This is a genomic window from Secundilactobacillus malefermentans DSM 5705 = KCTC 3548, from assembly GCF_001436395.1.
Classification (GTDB): Bacteria; Bacillota; Bacilli; order Lactobacillales; family Lactobacillaceae; genus Secundilactobacillus; species Secundilactobacillus malefermentans.
The window spans coordinates 1-20,247 of sequence record NZ_AZGJ01000013.1 but is presented as its reverse complement, the minus strand read 5'-3'; the positions used below and the strand labels follow the sequence as shown (position 1 = coordinate 20,247).

17 protein-coding genes are annotated in these 20,247 nt (G+C 42.3%); 9 read left to right on the top strand and 8 right to left on the bottom strand.

All coding sequences use genetic code 11. The features are described 5' to 3' along the window. The first annotated feature begins 101 nt into the window (after nt 1–101). Nucleotides 102–1,025, top strand: a complete 924-nt coding sequence (locus tag FD44_RS03795; RefSeq protein WP_010620447.1) for an ABC transporter ATP-binding protein — start codon at nt 102–104, stop codon at nt 1,023–1,025. Next, entirely contained in the window at nt 1,009–2,628 is a 1,620-nt protein-coding gene (locus tag FD44_RS03790) for an ABC transporter permease (protein ID WP_010620448.1), read from the top strand. Before FD44_RS03795 ends, FD44_RS03790 begins: the two co-directional genes overlap by 17 nt. Before the next feature lie 257 nt (nt 2,629–2,885). Here FD44_RS03790 and FD44_RS03785 read toward each other — a convergent pair whose 3' ends face one another. Continuing rightward, nucleotides 2,886–4,112 (bottom strand): MFS transporter, encoded by a 1,227-nt coding sequence (locus FD44_RS03785; RefSeq protein WP_010620449.1) that lies wholly within the window; start codon nt 4,110–4,112, stop codon nt 2,886–2,888. A gap of 143 nt (nt 4,113–4,255) precedes the next feature. On the opposite strand from FD44_RS03785, the gene FD44_RS03780 reads away from it, so the two are divergent. Next, on the top strand, nt 4,256–5,596 hold the full coding sequence (locus FD44_RS03780; RefSeq protein WP_029327605.1) for an MATE family efflux transporter: 1,341 nt from the start codon (nt 4,256–4,258) through the stop codon (nt 5,594–5,596). A 47-nt stretch (nt 5,597–5,643) separates the two neighbouring features. On the opposite strand, the gene FD44_RS03775 is transcribed toward FD44_RS03780, so the two are convergent. Continuing rightward, nucleotides 5,644–6,591 (bottom strand): amidohydrolase family protein, encoded by a 948-nt coding sequence (locus tag FD44_RS03775; RefSeq protein ID WP_010620451.1) that lies wholly within the window; start codon nt 6,589–6,591, stop codon nt 5,644–5,646. Between the two features lie 12 nt (nt 6,592–6,603). Further along, nucleotides 6,604–7,449, bottom strand: coding sequence for an alpha/beta fold hydrolase (locus FD44_RS03770; protein ID WP_010620452.1), 846 nt, complete (start codon nt 7,447–7,449; stop codon nt 6,604–6,606). A gap of 118 nt (nt 7,450–7,567) precedes the next feature. Between FD44_RS03770 and FD44_RS03765 the strand changes: the two genes are divergently transcribed. The 3 genes from FD44_RS03765 to FD44_RS03755 are packed head-to-tail and all read left to right on the top strand — an operon-like array spanning nt 7,568 to nt 10,131. After that, complete coding sequence (locus FD44_RS03765; protein ID WP_010620453.1) at nt 7,568–8,122, top strand: TetR/AcrR family transcriptional regulator; 555 nt, start codon at nt 7,568–7,570, stop codon at nt 8,120–8,122. A 23-nt stretch (nt 8,123–8,145) separates the two neighbouring features. Next, nucleotides 8,146–9,102: a zinc-binding dehydrogenase gene (locus tag FD44_RS03760; RefSeq protein WP_010620454.1), complete on the top strand. Its 957-nt coding sequence runs from the start codon at nt 8,146–8,148 to the stop codon at nt 9,100–9,102. An 18-nt stretch (nt 9,103–9,120) separates the two neighbouring features. Further along, nucleotides 9,121–10,131, top strand: coding sequence for an amidohydrolase family protein (locus FD44_RS03755; RefSeq protein WP_010620455.1), 1,011 nt, complete (start codon nt 9,121–9,123; stop codon nt 10,129–10,131). Between the two features lie 94 nt (nt 10,132–10,225). Here FD44_RS03755 and adhE read toward each other — a convergent pair whose 3' ends face one another. The 3 genes from adhE to FD44_RS03740 all read right to left on the bottom strand — a co-directional run bounded on the left by adhE (nt 10,226) and on the right by FD44_RS03740 (nt 16,094). After that, nucleotides 10,226–12,841: a bifunctional acetaldehyde-CoA/alcohol dehydrogenase gene (gene adhE / locus FD44_RS03750; protein ID WP_010620456.1), complete on the bottom strand. Its 2,616-nt coding sequence runs from the start codon at nt 12,839–12,841 to the stop codon at nt 10,226–10,228. 275 nt (nt 12,842–13,116) lie between these two features. After that, nucleotides 13,117–13,647, bottom strand: a complete 531-nt coding sequence (locus tag FD44_RS03745) for a DUF1836 domain-containing protein (RefSeq protein WP_010620457.1) — start codon at nt 13,645–13,647, stop codon at nt 13,117–13,119. 80 nt (nt 13,648–13,727) lie between these two features. Beyond that, nucleotides 13,728–16,094 (bottom strand): HAD-IC family P-type ATPase, encoded by a 2,367-nt coding sequence (locus tag FD44_RS03740; protein ID WP_010620458.1) that lies wholly within the window; start codon nt 16,092–16,094, stop codon nt 13,728–13,730. A 149-nt stretch (nt 16,095–16,243) separates the two neighbouring features. Between FD44_RS03740 and FD44_RS03735 the strand changes: the two genes are divergently transcribed. Further along, the gene (locus tag FD44_RS03735) at nt 16,244–17,086 is read left to right on the top strand and encodes an aldo/keto reductase (protein WP_010620459.1); all 843 of its coding nucleotides are present in this window, start codon (nt 16,244–16,246) and stop codon (nt 17,084–17,086) included. A gap of 46 nt (nt 17,087–17,132) precedes the next feature. Here FD44_RS03735 and FD44_RS03730 read toward each other — a convergent pair whose 3' ends face one another. Further along, nucleotides 17,133–17,549, bottom strand: a complete 417-nt coding sequence (locus FD44_RS03730; protein WP_010620460.1) for an Hsp20/alpha crystallin family protein — start codon at nt 17,547–17,549, stop codon at nt 17,133–17,135. Nucleotides 17,550–17,712: 163 nt separating this feature from the next. Between FD44_RS03730 and FD44_RS03725 the strand changes: the two genes are divergently transcribed. Then, complete coding sequence (locus tag FD44_RS03725) at nt 17,713–17,988, top strand: hypothetical protein (RefSeq protein ID WP_010620461.1); 276 nt, start codon at nt 17,713–17,715, stop codon at nt 17,986–17,988. 286 nt (nt 17,989–18,274) lie between these two features. Here FD44_RS03725 and FD44_RS03720 read toward each other — a convergent pair whose 3' ends face one another. After that, nucleotides 18,275–18,604, bottom strand: coding sequence for a hypothetical protein (locus FD44_RS03720; protein ID WP_010620462.1), 330 nt, complete (start codon nt 18,602–18,604; stop codon nt 18,275–18,277). 180 nt (nt 18,605–18,784) lie between these two features. On the opposite strand from FD44_RS03720, the gene FD44_RS03715 reads away from it, so the two are divergent. Further along, a complete protein-coding gene (locus FD44_RS03715) occupies nt 18,785–20,164 on the top strand; it encodes a hemolysin family protein (protein ID WP_010620463.1) in 1,380 nt (459 codons plus the stop codon). The last annotated feature ends 83 nt before the right edge of the window (nt 20,165–20,247 follow it).

The window sequence follows — 20,247 nt, the reverse complement described above, 5'->3', positions numbered from 1 at the left end:
TTATAAGGGTGAAATATTTTAAAAATATATTTCACTTTTTTGTTGACTTCCCCACAATCTAGACTTATGATTATGGCGAAATTAGGAGGAGGGGGATTGCAATGACAATTCAATCGTCAGTATTAAAAATTGACCATTTACAAAAGAAATTCGGTAAATTTACCGCATTAAAGGATATTAGTTTTGAAGTGAAACCTGGGGAGGTCTTCGGCTTCATTGGCCCAAATGGTGCGGGAAAGTCGACCACGATTCGAACTCTGTTGGGAATTCTGAAACCAAGTGGCGGTTCCGCAACTATTTTTGGGGACGATGTTTGGAAAAATAGTGTCACCATTCACGACCGGCTCGCTTACGTTCCTGGTGATGTCTATCTTTGGCCAAACATGACCGGTGGCGAAATTATTGATTTATTCTTAAAACTGGGCAATGAATCCCATTCAGCAAAAACCGATGCACTCATCAAAGAATTTAACTTAGACCCATCCAAGAAGGCCCGTTCTTATTCAAAAGGAAATCGGCAAAAAGTTGCTTTGATTGCTGCACTTTCCACCAATGCAGACTTCTTCATTTTTGACGAACCAACCTCTGGACTAGATCCGTTGAATGAAGAAATTTTTCAACGTCACGTTTTAGCCCTAAAGAAGGCTGGCAAATCAGTTCTGCTTTCGAGTCACATTTTGTCAGAGGTCGAAAAAATGTGTGACCGCATTGCGATTATTCGTGAAGGAGAAATTATTGAAACCGGCAGTTTAGATGAAATGAGACAATTAACTCGCACAATCATCACCGTTTCAACGAAAAAAGAAATGAGTGACCTGGCGCAACAACCCGGCGTTCATAATCCGCAGTCAGCAGATACAGGTACTAAAATCACTTTCTCCGCTGACTCCGACCAGTTGGAAACCATTATGACTTACCTTTCAGGCCATGGCATTACGAGCCTACAAAGCACACCGCCCACCCTTGAGGATTTGTTCCTCCGTTACTACGATGAAGGAAGTGAGCAAAATGTCGAATCTGTTTAATAAAACCAACTTTTTGTTCCGAGTAAGTTTGCGTCGTGATTGGTTGAAACTTTGTCTGTGGTTCGCGATTATCGTCATTCTCATGACCACAATTGCTTACAAATTTACGGATATGTATGGAACCACCGCAGAAATTAACTCGATTATGCCCACTTTGCGTGAGGGATCCATGGTCGCCATGTTTGGAACCTTTAGCTATCCGCTAAATTCAATTGATACCGCCCACGTTTTTGCAAACGAAATGACCCTCTTCATGGCAATTGTCATGATTGTCTTAAATATTGCGATTACGGTTAAGGCCACTCGGTCCGAGGAAGATAGCGGCCTGACGGAGCTACTTAGGGCTAAATCAACTGGAAAACTGGCTTCATTGGCGGCATCGACTTGGGAAATTTTCCTGTACAACTTAGTGATTGGGGTTCTTCTATCCCTCGGTCTTTATTTTGCAAACATGAACGGTAGTGAGTTAACCGGCGACTTTCTGCTAGGTCTCTCACTTGGTGTCGTTGGCTTCATGTTTGGTGCCATTGCCATGGTTATGGCTCAAATTTCTGATCACTCAAGCGGGGCTACGATGTGGTCTTACCTTATTTTTGGCATTTTCTATATTGTGAGAATGATGACTGACGTTCAAAACCCCAGCTACACTTGGTGGTCTCCACTAGGCTGGATTGAAAAGACGTCCGCTTATCAGGATAATAACTGGCTCCCGCTTATTTACATGTTGATTTTATCGATGGTGTTGGTCATTCTGGCCTTTTTTCTGAATCAGCATCGGGACACCGGTAGTGGCCTGGTCGCGACACATTCTGGCCGCCGCACAGCGTCTCGCTTCCTCCGCGGCCCAATCAGTTTAGGGTGGCGCTTAAATCGCACCATCATTATTTCCTGGTTTATCGGCGTGGCAGCATTGGGCGCGTCTTACGGCTCCATCTTCAAAAATATTGGCCAAATTTTGAAAAGTAATTCGACCATGCAGCAGGTATTCACCAAGGGAGCTTCTAACGCTGCCAGCCATCAAATTTTACTCAATTTTATCGCTATTATTTCAATTATCATCGTCATCGTTTCTTCAATTCCGAGTGTTCAACTCATGCTCAAATTGAAGTCAGACGAAGGCAAAGGGTGGCTGGAGTTGCTGCACGCAAAGCCGCTATCCAGAACCCGCTTGTACCTAAGCTACTATCTCATTAGCGCTATTAGCGGCATTCTCCTTTGGTTCGTCGGAATTGGCAGTCTGATTGTGACTGGAAATTCGGTTTTGGATTCCGCAAATCAGCTCAGCTATGATCTTTTGTGGTCAAGCTTCGCCGCCTTTATTCCCGCACTACTCATCATGATTGGTATTACTGCCGTCATTGTTGGCTTCATCCCTCGGTTTGGCAGCGCAATGTGGCTCTACATTGTCTATGCGGTTGTTGCCATGTACCTAGGCAATTTGGTAGACATGCCAAATTGGGCCAAGCAGTTTACCCCATTTGCATGGGTGCCAAAAGTTCCGCTTAAGGATTTCAATGGCGTTACATTTAGCTGGATGTTAATTGTCGCCGCAATACTGCTAGTTGTTGGGTTGTATGGTTATCGTAGACGGGATTTGAAGTAAGCAAAAGGCTCGCCAATTGGCGAGCCTTTTCTAATGCCACAACAGCACAAAAATCATATTCGTTATTTTACCACTATCAATCGTATAAATGAGGTTATGGGTCAGATTAAGCGGTGTTGCCCGCCAAATTTGGAGGCCATTCGGTGCGCGCTGCTAAGTGTGGTTGTTAATTGCTGCTTAAGCGTGGTCTTCTCCATATAAAGTCACATCCCACTATAAGTTAGCTAATGATAGCATTAAGAAATCATCAGGAAAAGCTACTTCAGTTCGTCTAGTTTATCCGCCAATCCTGAGAGACGTTTGTAAAACATAAACCCGACCACGATTAAAATGAGCCCCGTAGCAATTAGGATGTACTTGATTGCAATTTGATCCGCCAAAGGACCATACAACAGCATGGCAATCGGGTAGATCCCCGTCGACAAAATTTGGAGAATCGAGAACACCCGGCCTAGTCTGTCATTTGGCACGTTTTCTTGAATTAAAATATTGGATGAGGCTTGAATAATGGGCATGCAGATTCCCGAGAAAAACATGAAGAGCAGGTAGACCCAGAATGGTTCCGGTATTCCCATGACGGCAAAACTAATTCCTGATCCGATAAACCCAATGGTGATGAGTCGGATTTTATTTGGTAATTTTTTGTGTGCGGTGATGTACAGGCTTCCCAGCAAAGCCCCAATCGTCCATAGCAACTCGTTGAGCGTCAATCGCCAGACGGCTGAGCCAAAGGTCCGTTTCACAAACAACGTGGATAGCTGTGATGACGGTTCTACGAGCGCAAATGCCACAACGGTAAACAGCATGAAGTTTCGCAAGTATTGGCGGGAAAAGGTGTATTTGATACCATCCCAGATTCCGGGTAGAACGGCACTGTGACCCACTACTTTGCGATCTTGGTTGTGTAAACGAACCAGTGCCATCAAAATAATCCCAGTCGTCGCCGTCACTAAATCCACGACGAAAACAAACATGATGCCAAGTTTGCCCAAAATGAGTCCACTTAATATCGGCGAAATGAGTAAGAGCATTGAACTAATAAATTGATTCAGCCCGTTCATACGGGATAGTTCAACCTTGGGTGTGATCTCCGGCAGTAGTGCGTTTCCGGCTGGGGTTTGCACCCCAGATCCCAACGACCGAATTGCCGCGATTAGAAGCAACAACCACAGACTTCGAACCTCAAAAAAGTAGAGTAGCGCAAGCCCAATCGTAAAAATTGTCACGAAAGAACTTGATAAGATAATTAGTTTTCTTCGATTATATTGATCCGCCCAAATCCCCGCCCATAGCGAAATTAAGATTTGCGGGAGCGTTGTTGCCATTGTTGCGAGCATGATCCAAGTCCCCGATGATGCCTTTAGTGCGATATACCACAGAATTGCAAAGTATACGGATGATGATCCGAATAAAAAGAAGTTTTGTGCGGCCAAGAAGTAGCCGACGTTCGACTTCCAGTTGGTTGATTGTGGTGCTGTTTCCATAATAACGTCCCCCGACTGTACAAGTTATATCGGTGAAAAGTATAGCATAATCACCCAATAAAAACGGCGCCAACGCTTTTGAACAAGCGTTTCTAATAGTGGTAAGATAATAATTATTATGAAATAAGTTAGGTGATGATCTCATTTTAGAATTATTTGAAAAGGCCCCCATCCCCAAGGCCTACTTTAAATTGGCATTGCCAGTTGTTTTGGGAACTGTCGTTTCGATGATTTACAACCTAACCGATACATTCTTCGTTGCCCAAACGCAAAATGCGAACCTTGTTGCCGGGATTACACTCTGTACGCCGCTATTTTCAATGATGATTGCGCTAGGTGACATGTTTGGTCTTGGTGGTAGTTCGGCCATTTCGCGACTACTGGGCCAACGAAAGTATGATTTAGCGGGTAAGGTTAATAGTTTCTGCTTCTATGGTGCTACCGTGTTAGCCGTCATTGTGACGATCTGTCTCTTCATTTTTAAACAGCAGGTTTTAGGCTGGTTAGGTGTCACTCAAGCCACCTATCAGTACGCGGCCATTTACTACGAAATCATGGCGGCAGCAGGAATCCTAATTATCATTTCCTTAGTTCCAATCAATACGCTGCGAACGGAAGGCTTAGCCAAAGAATCCATGCTTGGGACTGCCTCGGGAACCGTTTTAAAAATATTCCTAGATCCCTTATTTATTTTTACCTTTCACCTAGGAGCCGCCGGTGCAGCACTTGCCACAGTGGTTGGCTATCTCGTAACCGATTCAATTTTAATTGTCTACACCATCCGGCGAACCCGCTACATTCATATTAATATTCATAAAATGAGAATTCCATCTGTTGAAATTAAAGACGTCCTCATGATTGGCATTCCAGCATCCGTCACCAATTTCATGACAATGCTCGGAACGGCCATCATGAATAATTTCTTAATTGCTTACGGAGCAAGCAAAGTGGCTGGTTTTGGTATCACCACAAAAATCGAAACAATTGTGACCATGGTATTGGTCGGATTTTGTTTCGGTTCTCAGGCACTCATTGGGTATAATTATGGCGCCAAAAATAAAGAACGCCTCAATAAAATTATTCAATTTGATATTTTAGTGAATGCCGGCTTTGCCTTTGTCATCGCCCTCATTCTGATTGCCATTGCTCCAATGCTGTGCGGCTTATTTATGAATGATCAGGAAGTTGTTCACGCCGCCAGTTATATGCTGCGTTGGTTCCTGATTACAACCCCTTTTATCGGAATTTCACTCGTGTTCACCACCATGTTCCAGTCAGTTAATCAGCCACTTGATGCGTTCATCATGTCAATATCGCGCCAAGGAATTGTGTTTGTCAGCGTCATCTTCATTGTCGCCACAATTATGGGTTATCAGGGCGTGATTGTTGCCCAACCCATTGCCGATGTGATTACTGCTGCAATTGGCTTTGTCCTCTATCGCAAAGATTTTGGTCGAAATGGAAAGGCGTTTCGAAATTGGTAGTATTACATGCAAAAGGACCTGACATCGCTGTCAGGTCCTTTTCAGATTTATTTTAAATTTAGTAGCTTTTGGGCATTTGTCTTAAATATCTTGTCCTTCATAGCATCTGACAATAAGCCAGTTTCCTCCAGCTGATTTGATAAAATCTTGACTGCTGGAGTTGGTGTATAAGGCGTATCGGACGCGTAAACCAATCTGTCCGGATCAATTAATTCCAATAGGGCTGGTAATTGTTGGGGTAATACGGCACCAGCAACATCAAAGTATTGCTGACTGAGCACGGAGTTGATGTCTACCTGGTCATCCGTCAAATTGGGATTCAACGATTGCGCCAGTTTGACCCGACCTGCAATAATGGGTAGGACGGCCCCGGCATGAGGAATGATGAATTTGATATTGGGATAACGCTTGAAAATGCCATTTTGCAACATGTTCAACACAGTCCGCGTGGTATCAAAGAAGAATTCCATAATTGGTGCGGGTATCTGTGACGTTACCGTTTGATCGATTGTCCCTGGTGCATTTGGGTGCAAAGCCACTAGTGCGTGACGCTCGTTCAATTTTTGCATGATGGGATCAAGTTTAGGATCACCCAGGTAAGTGCCGCGACTATTTGTTGGTAATGTAAATCCAGCGGCATCCTGTTGGTCCAACGCCTTGTCGATTGCCTTAAGACTCTCATCCACGTATGGCAGTGGCAATGAGGCAAAGAACCCAATCTTATCGGCATAATTTTGATGTTGCGTTGCGGCGTATTCGTTAACCTCTTCGGCTAATTCAATCGTGCTGCCCTTTTCACCAGTATTGATGTGAGGTGATGAGATTGAAATGACCGAATAGTCAATATTGGTTTGCGCCATAATTTCTAGCGTCGTATCAATACTATAGTCTGGCGTTTTGACGCCATCCCCCATATCATTAAATTGTTCTTTTAAAAACTTTTTGTATCCAGGGGATAGATAATGCGCGTGTAAATCGATTTTTGAATGTGTCATATAATTGTCCTCCTAATTCTTTGAACGGAAAATAGCTTCCAAGGTTGTCGCAAATCCTTCTGGTTTCTGAGCGTATCCAAGGTGGGCACCAGGAATATCATAAATTGTCACGTCCCAGTACTTTGCTAGGAATTGATTAACATCTTGTGGGTATGAGCCACGTGAATCCGTTCCATTTAGCAAACTAATGCGGTCGCGATACTGCTTTAATTTGTCGATATCCATTTTGCGGCTGGTGTATTGACGAATTTCGTATTGGAACCAGTATTTCATCCCTTTGACGGCTGGGTCGTCATTTCCTTCAAGTTTTGCAGCTGGCTTCGACATCATTTTGGCATCAATTGGTGAAATTCGCATAAATTTCCCAAATTCCTTCATCGCAACACCCATGTCTTGTTCAAAAGCGGCCTTAACGATTGCGTTGTTCGATGCTTGGTCTTCCTTTGCGTTAGGTAAGAAACTGTTGATTGGTGGCTCATGGAAAGCAATTTGTTTAACGACTTCAGGATAATCTTGAAGCGTCTCCATCGCAACGATTGAACCAGAACTTGATCCGGTAATGTAAACTGGTTCGTCTGGACTCAATTCCTTAGCGAGCGCAGCAACGTCAGAAGCATCCGTTTTTAACCGGTAAGTACTATCGATTTCGCTGGCTTCGTCAGGAAGTGGCTTCGTTAATTCACTCTTACCGTATCCACGGCGATCAAACATGACCACTTTGAAGTGTTCCTGCATTAGTTTAGCTGCACCTGCAAAAATATTTCCTGTTCCATTTGCGCCCGGAATAAAGATAAACACGGGACCTTCTCCAACCGTTTCATAGTATAACTTGGCACCATCACGATTTAAATAACTCATATAAATGACTTCTTTCTGTTTGTATTTAAATAAATGAATCTTGCTAACTCATGAAATGTAGTATAAACTCATGATATGAGTTTAGCAAGAATAACCTTTGATTTTGGAGATGATTTTTTTGAAACGAGGAAACCTTAGCCGCGAGATTGTACTGAATCAGGCCCTTTCGCTGGCTAGCGAAAAAGGCTTAGAAAAATTAACCTACAACGGATTGGCCCGTTCACTAAGCGTGCAACCACAATCCCTCTATCGTTACGTTGAAAATATTGCAGATGTCAAAAGTGGCGTCGTTGCTGAGTATGTCCAACGCCTCACCACATCGTTGTACAAGGAACTAGTGCCCTATTCCGGTAAAGATGCATTACGGCGTTTTGCGATTTACTTTGTTTCATCAACGCAAAATAGTATGCCATTTGCCGATATGATTAGCGGTCTTACCACCTATGGTCACACCCCTCAATTAGTCGCTGAAATTACCAAATTACGAGAACTATCGACGACCATCATTCGCAGCATCACCACTGATGAATCGCAGATTAAAGCAAATGAACAACTCTTTTTGAACTTCATTATTGGTAATTTAGCATTAGTAACCGTGGGAGCACCCAATGCCGTTCGAGACAAGGATGTCTTTGAACAGAACATTGATCGGGTTTTATCATTAATCAATTAATTTAATATAGGAAGTTTTTAGTTATGAAAGCAATCGTATTAAGTACCCCAGGAGATGCTAGTGTTTTAAAGTATCAAGAGGTCGACACACCAGAAGTTAAACCTGGTTGGTCATTGGTTAAGATTAAGGGCTTTGGCCTAAACCGCTCAGAAATCTTCACCCGTAATGGTTGGTCACCCAGTGTTAAATTACCCCGCATTTTAGGGATTGAAGGTGTTGGTGAAATTGCTGAAACAACTGATCCCGATCGATTACCTAAGGGGCAAAAAGTTGCCTCAATCATGGGTGGCATGGGCCGTGCATTTGATGGTAGTTATGCAGAATACGCCCTACTACCAAATGACCATATTTACCCAGTGACCACTAATTTGAGTTGGACCGATTTCGCCGCAGTGCCAGAAACCTATTTCACAGCTTACGGTTCTCTATTAAATCTAAAACTACAAAAGAACGAAACTTTGTTGGTCCGTGGCGCAACCAGCGGTGTTGGTGTTGCCGCCGTTAAATTGGCTAAAGCAATGGAACCCACGCTTAAAATTATCGGAACCACCCGTAACCTTTCCAAAACTGACAAACTAAAATCAGTTGGTTTTGATGACGTCATCGAGGATCGAGACAACGAGCTTCGAACTGACAATAAACATTTCGATAAGATTCTGGAATTAGTGGGTGCCCTCACCATCGTAAATTCCATGCGCATGGTCAACGAGGATGGCATCCTGTGTTCTACCGGACAGCTTGGTGGTCAATGGGACGTAAAAGACTTCTCGCCAATTGGCAGCATCCCTTCTGGCGCCTATATGACCGCTTTTAGTTCCGATTCTATAACGGAAACTAAATTTAACGATTTACTGGCCTTGATTGAAAATAATCACATTGATGTCACACCTACTAAGACGTTCAATCTTGAACACACCGGTGACGCCCAAGCATTTATGGATAGCCATGACAGTTTCGGTAAAGTGGTCGTTTTACTGTAAAAATGGAGGCTTACAATTTTGAAAATCATTACAACTGAAGAACACTTCAACATTCCCAGTGTTGAAAAAGAATTAGCAGCTTATAACGCAACTCATCCTCACCAAGGTGGCGACCCTGAAATTGGCAAAGCACTTGGTGGCGGTCTCGCTCAATACAATGCCACCGACGAGCAGTTCGAAGACATGGATGCACGGTTAAAATTTATGGATGCTCATGGGATTACTATGCAAGTTCTATCTGCCGAGGGATTTGAGGGTATGACGCCTGAAGTTGCGTTACCATTAGCCAAACAAGCTAATGATGAAACTGCAAAACTTATTGCACAACATCCTGATCGTTATTCTGCTTTTGCGTCTATTGCAACTCAGGATCCCGAGGGTTCGGCTGAAGAGTTGACGCGTGCTGTTAATGAATTGGGCTTGAAGGGCACTATGATTCACGGTCGTACACTCAACAAGTTTCTAGATGACCCTTTCTTTGAACCAATTTTTGCAGCAGCAGAAAAGTTAGACGTCCCAATTTATATTCATCCAGGAATTACTAAACCGGACGTTATCAAATCACTATACTTGAGCGACCAGTATAGCCTTGCAGCTGGTGGTGCCTTCGCCACACCAGGGTTTGGTTGGCATGCAGAAACTGGCATTCAAGTGGTTCGTATGATGTTGGCAGGTGTTTTTGACCGTCATCCAAATTTAAAAATCATTATGGGCCACTGGGGCGAGTTAACTGCCTTTTACCAAGAACGATTAGATGAAACTATCTTACCGGTTGCTAAAAATCTAGATCGGAAAATTTCCGAATACTTTCAGGACAATGTCTACGTGACACCAAGTGGGTTATTCACTGAATCCATGATGAACTGGGCCATTGAACAAATGGGCGCTGATCACATCATGTATTCAACGGATTATCCGTTTGAACCAACTGATCAAATTGAACCGTTTATCATGAACGCAAAAATCAGCGAAACTGACCGGGAAAAGATTGCTCACGGAACGGCAGAAAAATTACTGAAATTATCATAAAAGAGACCAACCCCACAAACGTAATTTAAATTGTACGCAAAAAGCGTCCCACACTAGATCCCGTCTAGTATGGCACGCTTTTTCTGTTTAAAATTTACTTTTCGACACCCTTACCGTCATACTCATCAATCATAATTTGTTTCAATTCTGAAATGAGTGGCTCCTTAGGGTTAGCAGTCGTGCATTGGTCTTCGTAAGCTAATTCAGCTAAACGATCAACTTCTGCATCGAAGTGGGCTTTGTCAACGCCGTTAGCCTTTAAGCTAAGGGTGACGCCGACTGAGTGTGCTAAATCGATAACTTTTTTAACTAAGGCTTCTTTGAGTTCTTCCTTCGTATTGCCCTTCAAGCCGAGGTAACGCGCAATTTCTGCGTAGTCTTCGTCGGCACGGAAGTACTCGTACTTAGGCCACATCGTCAACTTCTTAGGTTCCTTGAAGTTGTAACGAATAACGTGTGGCAAGGTGATGATGATTGCCAAACCATGAGGTAGGCCAAACTCGCCACCAAGTTTGTGGGCGATTGAGTGGTCAACTCCCAAGAAGGCGTTGGCAAATGCCATTCCGGCTAAAGTAGCCGCATTATGCATCTTTTCTCTAGCTTGGGCATCACCATTGTATGAATCTGTGAGGTTTTCCATCACTAATTTGATTGCTTGTAGTGACAATGGTCTCGTGTAATCTGAAGCCATGTTGGCAACAAATGATTCAATCGCATGAGTTAAAGTATCTAAACCTGAGTACGCAACCGTACGCTTTGGCACCGTTTGAACAAATTGAGAGTCCACGATGGCAACATCTGGTGTTAATGCATAATCAGCAAGTGGGTACTTAACGTGGGTCTTAGCGTCAGTAATGACGGCAAATGGCGTTACTTCTGAACCAGTACCTGATGTCGTTGGAATTGCAACGAATTGGGCCTTGTTAGGCTTTTCAAGTTGGTAAGTTCGCTTACGGATGTCCAAGAACTTCTGCTTTGCGCCGAAGAAACTTGCATCTGGATGCTCGTAGAATAACCACATTCCTTTGGCAGCATCCATTGGAGAACCACCACCAAGTGCGATAATCGTGTCTGGTTGGAAAGTCCGCATCTGTTCAGTTCCCTTATTTACTGTATCCGTTGTTGGATCTGATTCCGTTACGGCAAAGAGTGAGTATTCGATTTCATTAGGACGGCGTTTGAGCTCACCTAACACTTTGTCAACGTACCCGTGTTCAATCATTGAAGGAGAAGCGACGATGAATACTTTGCTGATGCCTGGCATAGAGTTAAGGTAACGAACTGACGTCTTTTCGAAGTAAACTCGTGGTAACTTAACCCATTGCATGTTATTCCGCCTCTTTGCGATCGTTTTGATATTAAGCAGGTCAAATGAGGAAACGTTATGTGATACGGAGTTCTTACCCCATGAACCAGTTCCAAGTGTTAATGAAGGAATCATTTCGTTATAAATGTTCCCAATCCCACCAATTGCTGATGGTGTGTTAACAAGAACTCGACTTGCCTTCATCTTGATGCCAAATTCAGTTGCTAAATCGTCATCTTCCGTATGAATGGCTGCCGTATGACCGAGTCCACCAAAGTGAAGTAAGTCGTTAGCTAATCTAAAGGCATCTTTGTGATCCTTTGATTTGTAAATTGATAGCACTGGTGAAAGCTTTTCAGCTGATAACCAGTCTTCTGGACCAACTTTGGTAATTTCTGCAGCCAAGACCTTTGTATCTTCTGGAACATCAATTCCAGCAAGTTCAGCAATCTTAACAGCTGACATACCAGCGATTGGACCCTTTACACCGCCGCGCTTTGTATCAAACATTGCATCGGCTAATTTCTTGTGGTCTGCCTTTTTAATGAAGTAAACCTTCCGTTTCTCCATTTCATCCTTAACGTCTTTGTAGATGTCCGCGTCAATGATGGCACTGTTTTCAGAAGCACAAACCATTCCGTTATCAAACGTTTTTGAAAGTACAATATCATTTACAGCACGCTTGATTTTGGCTGTTTTTTCAATGTAAGCTGGGCCATTACCAGGACCAACCCCTAAAGCAGGCTTGCCAGTTGAGTAAGCTGCTTTAACCATACCAGGACCACCAGTTGCAAGAACTGACGCAACCATTGGGTGGTTCATCAAAGCTGAAGTTGCTTCAATACTTGGCTTATCAATCCATTGAACAACGCCTTCAGGTGCTCCAGCATTTACAGCAGCTTCGGCAACGATTCGGGCAGCTTCAACGGAAGATTTTTGAGCTTGTGGGTGAAAGGCGAAAATAATTGGGTTACGCGTCTTAACAGCAATTAATGCCTTAAATAAAGTAGTTGAAGTTGGGTTGGTAACTGGTGTCACACCGGCTAAAATACCGAGTGGTTCTGCAACTGTGATTAATTCACGTTCACGATCATCATTAATGATCCCAACGGTTCTGTCATTTTTAATACTGTTCCAAATTTCTTCTGTTGCAAAAATGTTCTTGATTGCTTTGTCTTCAACAACACCACGGCCAGTTTCAGCGTATGCGAGTTTAGCAAGCTTCATATGGTTATCAAGTCCGGCCATCGCCATCTGGTGAACGATGTGGTCAACTTGTTCTTGGGTAAAATCATCCATGGCACAAAGGGCTTCATGGGCTTTCTTTGTTAAACGGTCAATCATTTGGTCAACTGATTCATTTTTATCTATTTTAATTGTGGTCTTCTTAATCTCTTTTAGCATTATCAATAACCTCCAATAAATTGTTTTCTCTCTTGTTATGTTTTTCACATTCTCTATATTATCACACCTTTTTAAAATGTAAACCAATTTGATGAACTATTTTTTTATTTTTTTATTGTCTATCTAACACTATTATATCAATACTTGTATCGCTTTATAAAAAGTGATAACTTTTGAAAGCGGTTTCTTTGCTGTTATGTGAATGATTGAACGTTGTCTGGCTTTTGACACAAAAAATGAGCCCAACAATAAAGTTGGACTCATCATAAAATTTTTTATTTTTTTGCCTTATCTATTTTTCTCAAGGGTCGCTCAATTAATGACAATAATTGTTTTGCTTGGATACTATCAACAACTGCATCCACCGCCACCTGCATCAATTTTTGATTTAAGTTAGACGACTGAGGCTCTTTCTGATCTTCACCCAAATGGGCGAGGCTATCGTTCAGTGCATCAATGAAGTTATCGTAGGCCTGTTTTGGAAAATCGCCCGCAGTGACTTGATCCATCCCCGATCGAATAGTTTCCATTGAAAACATTGGCTTCAAGAGGCTAATCATAATCAAGTCGACTAAATGCATCGTTTGGTATTTCTTCTTGACTGGCGCGATGATAATTTTATGCTTCACGTAGTTATTTACCATAGGAGCCGTCACAGTTTCAAGCCCAAGCGCCCCCAACGTGCCATTCAAAAATGCCAGTACTTGATCCATGTACAAATCAAATTTTGGTAATTCTGACCAGTGTGGCAGGGAAACTTGGCGAATTTGCCGTTCCCACTGTTGGTATTTTTCATAACCCTTCATAAAAAATCACTCCTTTAGCTGTTACCTAAATAATAGCAGATTACCTAGTTTATTACACTAGGTAATCTGCTATTTTATGATTATTTAATGGTCTTCCATTTGATTTTACTAAATACGCGTTTTCCCAAGAGTTCCTGTACCACAAAGTAAATCGGATAAACGGTTACCAGCAATGGAATGTAAAGCATCGCTAATCCCAAATTGAAGAGTGAGACCAGTGAGAACAAGTGACTAAAGAAAACAACGGTGATAATAAAGAGGGTTGCCATCGTCGTCAGCAGTAAAACCTTTAGCCGATTGAGTGGCCTTGAAACCGTGATCAGAGCAGTGAGACAAACCGCCCCCGTCAAAATGACGCTCAACGTTGAGGTTTGCGCATATTTCAAGCCAAACACCCCGCCACCAACGATGAAAATAACTGAAATGTACCCAACCACGCAAATTGCCGCTGGAACTGCGACCTCCATTACTTGTTTCATAAATCGATCCGTAATTCGGCCATAATTCGGTTCCAATGCCAACACGAAGGACGGAATTCCAACCATCAGCGTTGAAATCGGCGTCAATTGAATCGGCTGAAACGGGTAGCCACTCTTTAAGAAGATAAATAAGAGGCTCAGTGCAACGGAGTACATCGTTTTAATGAGATATAGCGACGCAACTTGCTCAATATTATTGATAACCCGGCGCCCTTCATTTAGAACGGCAATCATTGCATCAAAATTGGAGTGAATGAGAACAAAGTCAGAAATACTCTTTGCGGCTTCGCTTCCACTCGCCATCGCGATACCACAGTCGGCCTGACGCAAAGCTAAAATATCATTCACACCGTCACCCGTCATGGCAACCTTGTGGCCTTGATCCTGCCAAGCAGCAATTAATTGTTGCTTTTGTTCGGGCTTAACTCGGCCAAAAACGGTGTAGGTTGCAACCAACGTGCCATAATCCGGTTGATCTCCCAACTGGCTCATATCAACGAACTTATCCGTGTTCTTAATTCCTGCATTTTGGGCAATTTTACTGACGGTAACTGGGTTATCACCGGAAACCACTTTGAGCGCAACGTCTTGGTTATTGAAGTATTCAAACGTGTTTTTGGCGTTTTCTCGTAATTCGTCCGTAATCAAAATGAGCGCTAACGGCATCACTTTGCCTAAATTTGTCGGGGTTAATTCCGATGTGCTGGCAAAACACAAAACTCGGAAACCTTCCTTGGAATAATTCATAATGCGCGTTGCTAATTCTTTTGGTAAATCAGTCTGAATAAATTCAGGTGCTCCCAAGACGTAATTCTGATTATTGACCGCAGCCCCACTCCATTTCCGGTCAGAAGAAAATGGAATAACGGTTTGAATTTGGCCCGTTTTTCCTGGTAGGACTCTTTTAAGTGCCTCAGCCGTCTCGTTATGGTCATCGATTCCATTAATAAAACTGCCCATGATTGTCTTAATTTCCGTATCTGAATGAGCGCTTCCCAAAGGAATGATGTGATCCACAATTAAATTACCACTCGTAATGGTTCCCGTTTTGTCTAAACAAAGCGTATCCACCCGTGCCAAATTTTCGATAGCGGGCAATTCTCGCACCAGCACGTTGCGGTTGGCCAGCTTTCTTGCAGAGACCGCTAACGCAACGGAGGTCAACAATACCAATCCTTCTGGAATCATCCCAATCATTGCGGCAGACGTCCCCAAAATTGCCTGGTTAAACGAGCTGCCATGCATTTGTTTTGATATAAATAAAATAACGCCTAGGGGAATAATCACAATGGTCAATATTTTAATGATTCGGTTGATGATGGTGAGTAACACGCTGTTATCATGCGGTTTTTCAGTTTGGACAGCCGCGGTAATTTGATGAACATAACTTTTCTCACCAATCGCCGTTACTTGAACGACCGCCTGCCCACTAACAATGAAGCTGCCAGATGTCATTTGATCGCCAGTTTGCTTACTGATGGCATTAGGTTCACCAGTAATGAGGGATTCGTCGAGTTCAATTCCCTTCGTTGTGCGAACGATTCCGTCAAGCGGTATTTGATCACCTCGCGCAACAATCAGCAAATCGCCTAAAACAAGTTCTTCTCGCCGCAACTCAACTATTTCTCCGTTTCGTCGCACCTTCACTTTGCCTTCGGACAGAATCGTCATCTTATCAATTTGGCGCTTGGATCTGATTTCCTGGAAGGTTCCAATCGCCGTGTTGACAATGGCGATTCCCAAAAACAACAGGTTCTTATAACTGCCGGTATATGCAATCAGAACCCCCAACACAATGTTAATCAAATTGAATAACGTCAAAAAGTTTCCGCTGACAATTTGTTGAATCGATTTTGTCAGGGGCTTGGTTGGCGCATTTTTTTGACCAGATTGAACCGCCCGCTGAACTTCATCTGCGGTTAATCCTTGATCTAAATTGGTTAAGGATAAGCTTTTTGCTTCGGTCATCTAGGTCACCTCGGTTTACTTTTACCATTATTGTACTCAATAATCACAAGTTTTCGCACCATTTCCGCCTAGTTTTACCAAAAATTTGGAACTTAGTTAATGCGCTTTCAATGTTATAATAGTGCTATTCAACTATTGGAGGAAGCATAATGTCAGAAATTGAAAAGACGCTCACCCTAAAAGATGGTAATAAGATGCCGCTCGTTGGCTTCGGAACTTACCTTCTTACTGACCAAGAAACAATGGATCAATCCATTAAAACGGCGTACGACGCTGGTTATCGCCTATTTGATACCGCTCAACTTTACCGAAATGAGGACCTTTTAGGCCAATCATTCATTAATCTGCAGATTCCCCGCGATGAAATTTTTATCACATCAAAGGTTGCAGAATATAGCCAAGGCTACGATTTAACCATTGCCAGTATTGACGATTCGCTCAAACGGCTACAGACTGACCACCTCGATTTACTGCTGGTTCACTGGCCAATCCAGACCCAATTTTTCGATACTTGGCGAGCACTGGAACAGTTGAAAAAAGATGGCAAAGTCAAGTCCATCGGAGTTTCCAACTACCAGCAAGTTCATTTGCAACTATTGGCCACCAAAGCTGAGGAAATGCCAGCGGTTAACCAAGTTGAACTGCATCCCTATTTGACAAACAAACCACTCGTCAAATTTGATGAACAAGAAAAAATTGCAACGCAGGCGTGGAGCCCGCTTGGCCGTGGTGCCGTTCTCGACAACCCAATGATTGCTAAAATTGCGGCCCACCACAGCAAGTCCGTTGCCCAAGTTATTCTTCGTTGGGAAATTCAACAAGGTGTCGCCGTCATTCCGAAGTCAAAGACCCCAGAACGAATTAAAGAAAACATCGACATCTTTGATTTTGAATTGACTGAAGACGAAATGACGATGATTGACCTCTTGAATAAGAACCAACGAACGGGAAATGAACCTGAACTAGTTTATGAATTAGGAAAGCAATATTAACAAAAAAGAGCTGGTCTGCATCTGCAGATCAGCTCTTTGTCACTTACTAGTTAATTTCAATATGGTGATCATCTTCCACTTGCCCATCTACCTTTGGCAAGGAAATCGTCAAAATTCCACCATCATACTTTGCGGAAACATTGTCTTTATCAACGCCAGGAAGATAGAAGGAACGCACAACGTTACTCGATGATCGTTCTTGACGAAGCAACTGCCCCTTCTTGTCCTTTTCATCCTTTTGCAAATTGTTAACCGCGCTAATTCTCAAGGTATTATCACGGTAATCCAAGTGAATGTCTTCCTTCTTGAAGCCAGGTAACTCGGATGCAACCTCATAAGTCTTGTCGGTTTCGCGAACATCTGTCTTCATTTGGGATTCCTTCATGAACCCATGATCAAAGTCACTGAAAATATCCATTGGATCAAACATTCCGAAATCTCTGTTCATTAAACTGTTAGCCATAAATAAAAACCCCTTTCAATTTCTTTTATCTCTTTACATTTTCTATATTAGTCAGTATTGGTCAGATATGCAAGAATTTAGCACTATAAATATAAGAGTGCTAAAAGTAATCCAAAAATACCTGCTATAATGGCAATAGTAAAGTTGAAAGGAGTCCGAACTAATGGTGCATCTCGTAAAATTACCCTTAATCCTAGATCAATTACTAACCTACCGTTACCGTGATGGCACGAGTTTTAAGTATGACGTTGCCGTTAGTCCGTTCTACCAAATTCAGTACGGCATTCATTTGGAATTACTAGATAAAGACGATGAAATTTATGACCGAATTATTGTTCCATTTAAAAAGGACAGTTTGATTTCAGAAACCTTTGAGGCAAATGGTCAAACATTTCAGATTCAGCTGATTGATTCAAAAGAAGATGCTGAGGATGGTTAATAAGCAAAAAATGAGGGTGAGACAAAAGGCGGTTTGCTTTTGAGCATACTACGCTTCGCTACGATGTCGATTGGACTATGTCGAAATACGACAGTCCAAGTCGCAGCCTAGATTAACGAATAATCCTGCACTTGGGATTGTTTGTTGATCGTAGCTAGGCGGAGAAAGCAGCCTTTTGGAACCCGACTAAGCAAGAATATTCGGAAATAGTAAAGGGACCGGGACAAAACATTTGTTTTGTCCCGGCCCTTTTTTTTACTCTTTTAACTTACTTTCAATTTTTATTTTAAAATACTTTCAAATCCAGTGTCTCACCCAATTGGTTCAACGCTGCGGTACGGGTTTTAATCTTATCCATGTCGAAGATGATATTTTCGATAGTGCCACCTGCAAAATCGAACTTCTCAAAGTACATGTAGTGGCTCTCGTCCTTGTTTAACAAGTACTCGTCAATCTTCTTTTCAAAACCAGCTGACCAAAGTGCATTATCCATCTTTGGAAAGTCTTTTTTCGTGATGTAGCCACGGTCGTCAATTATCTTGGCACCCTTTTCAACATCCGCATCATCATACTTAAAAGTGACTTCTTCTTTTTTTACAGCTTCTTTTGTTGCCATGTCTAAGATCTCCTTATTAATTTAACTCCATCTCAAACATAGCACTGATTTTTGCAAACGTTAAATTTTCCGACCTTTTTCCTAATTATTTTTGCCGATTTCACTTAACTGCTTAATATCTTAGGTCATCAGCAGTATAATGAAGGATAAACATAATAATGACGAGATAAGAAATGAGGAATGATTTTTTTGGATAGTGGTCACATAGTTATTAATTTAATTATATTGTTAATCACATTCTTGTTTGCCGCGTTCTTTGTAGCGTGCGAATTTGCCTTGGTCCAAACGCGGCCAAGTGCACTGCAAGACAAAATGGAACAGCTGGACAAACCATCTGTACGTCTTAATCGATCTTTGAAGATGGTTACTAATTTGAACGAATACCTATCAACAACTCAAGTCGGCGTTTCGGTTGCCGGTATTATCATGGGTTGGTTAGGTGAATCCACCGTTGTGGCTATTTTGGTGGACTTGTTGAACATCACCCACTTAAATCCGGGTGGCGCCACAATGCACGCCGTTAGTGCCGTTGTCGGTATTTTGGTCTTAACTTACTTAGAAGTGGTCTTCACCGAAATTGTTCCAAAAAACATTTCGATTGATATGCCAATGAAGGTTTTAAGAGTTGTTACCAATCCGCTTCACTTCTTCCATATCCTATTTTACCCATTCGTTTGGTTACTCAATGCTTCTTCAAACGGCGTTGTTAAATTAATCGGTCTACCTGTCGCAAATGAAAGTGATGAGGTTTTCTCACAATCAGAAATCCTGAGCCTTTCTAAAAATGCCGTTGAGGGTGGCCAGCTTGAGCAAAATGATTTAGTTTACATGCAGCGTGCCTTTGAATTAAACGATAAAGTTGCCAAAGACATCATGATTGACCGAACTGCGCTTATCGTCCTAGATATTACATCAAACGTTAAGGAAGCAATCAACGTTTACCTGCAGGAAAAATTCAGCCGTTTGCCAGTTGTTGCCGATGGCGATAAAGATAAAATTTTAGGTTACGTTTATAACTACGATTTAATTCGTCAATCACAGGTCGATTCAACGATGCACATTGATCGCCTTTTACGTGATATTTCGACGACACCCGAAACAACGCCAATCGCAACAGTTCTCCAGCAAATGATTAAGAAACGAACACCAATTGTGGTCGTTGTGGATGAATACGGTGGAACTTCCGGAATCATTACTGATAAGGATATTTACGAAGAGTTATTTGGCACCGTTCGTGATGAAATTGATGATTCTTCTACTGAAGACATCTTCAAGCAACCAAACGGCTCTTTCCAAGTAAATGGGAAGATGACAACTTACGACTTTGAGCGTTACTTCCAGACCGACATCAAAGAATTTGAAGATGCGGACAACGTCACAATTGCTGGATATATTATCGATCTTGAGCCCAATTTGAAAAAGGGAAGCATCATCAAGATTGCCAACTTTGATTTTAAAGTCTTAGATTATGAAAACTCATTTATCAATTGGTTTGAGGTCACGGTCCAAAAACCAGTCGATCCCGTTACCGAAGATGATGCTGACGAAGATGATGATTAATCACTAAAAAGGGAAGCGCCCACTAGTTGGACACTTCCCTTTTTGCTTGACCCTATTTACTTTGGTTCTATACTTTTTCCTGT

Bases quoted from the DNA above. Each gene is read 5' to 3' on its own strand.
- FD44_RS03795 (WP_010620447.1), top strand. From the start codon at position 102: ATGACAATTCAATCGTCAGTATTAAAAATTGACCATTTACAAAAGAAA.
- FD44_RS03790 (WP_010620448.1), top strand. From the start codon at position 1,009: ATGTCGAATCTGTTTAATAAAACCAACTTTTTGTTCCGAGTAAGTTTG.
- FD44_RS03785 (WP_010620449.1), bottom strand. From the start codon at position 4,112: ATGGAAACAGCACCACAATCAACCAACTGGAAGTCGAACGTCGGCTAC.
- FD44_RS03775 (WP_010620451.1), bottom strand. From the start codon at position 6,591: ATGACACATTCAAAAATCGATTTACACGCGCATTATCTATCCCCTGGA.
- FD44_RS03770 (WP_010620452.1), bottom strand. From the start codon at position 7,449: ATGAGTTATTTAAATCGTGATGGTGCCAAGTTATACTATGAAACGGTT.
- FD44_RS03760 (WP_010620454.1), top strand. From the start codon at position 8,146: ATGAAAGCAATCGTATTAAGTACCCCAGGAGATGCTAGTGTTTTAAAG.
- adhE (WP_010620456.1), bottom strand. From the start codon at position 12,841: ATGCTAAAAGAGATTAAGAAGACCACAATTAAAATAGATAAAAATGAA.
- FD44_RS03745 (WP_010620457.1), bottom strand. From the start codon at position 13,647: ATGAAGGGTTATGAAAAATACCAACAGTGGGAACGGCAAATTCGCCAA.
- FD44_RS03740 (WP_010620458.1), bottom strand. From the start codon at position 16,094: ATGACCGAAGCAAAAAGCTTATCCTTAACCAATTTAGATCAAGGATTA.
- FD44_RS03735 (WP_010620459.1), top strand. From the start codon at position 16,244: ATGTCAGAAATTGAAAAGACGCTCACCCTAAAAGATGGTAATAAGATG.
- FD44_RS03730 (WP_010620460.1), bottom strand. From the start codon at position 17,549: ATGGCTAACAGTTTAATGAACAGAGATTTCGGAATGTTTGATCCAATG.
- FD44_RS03725 (WP_010620461.1), top strand. From the start codon at position 17,713: ATGGTGCATCTCGTAAAATTACCCTTAATCCTAGATCAATTACTAACC.
- FD44_RS03720 (WP_010620462.1), bottom strand. From the start codon at position 18,604: ATGGCAACAAAAGAAGCTGTAAAAAAAGAAGAAGTCACTTTTAAGTAT.
- FD44_RS03715 (WP_010620463.1), top strand. From the start codon at position 18,785: ATGATTTTTTTGGATAGTGGTCACATAGTTATTAATTTAATTATATTG.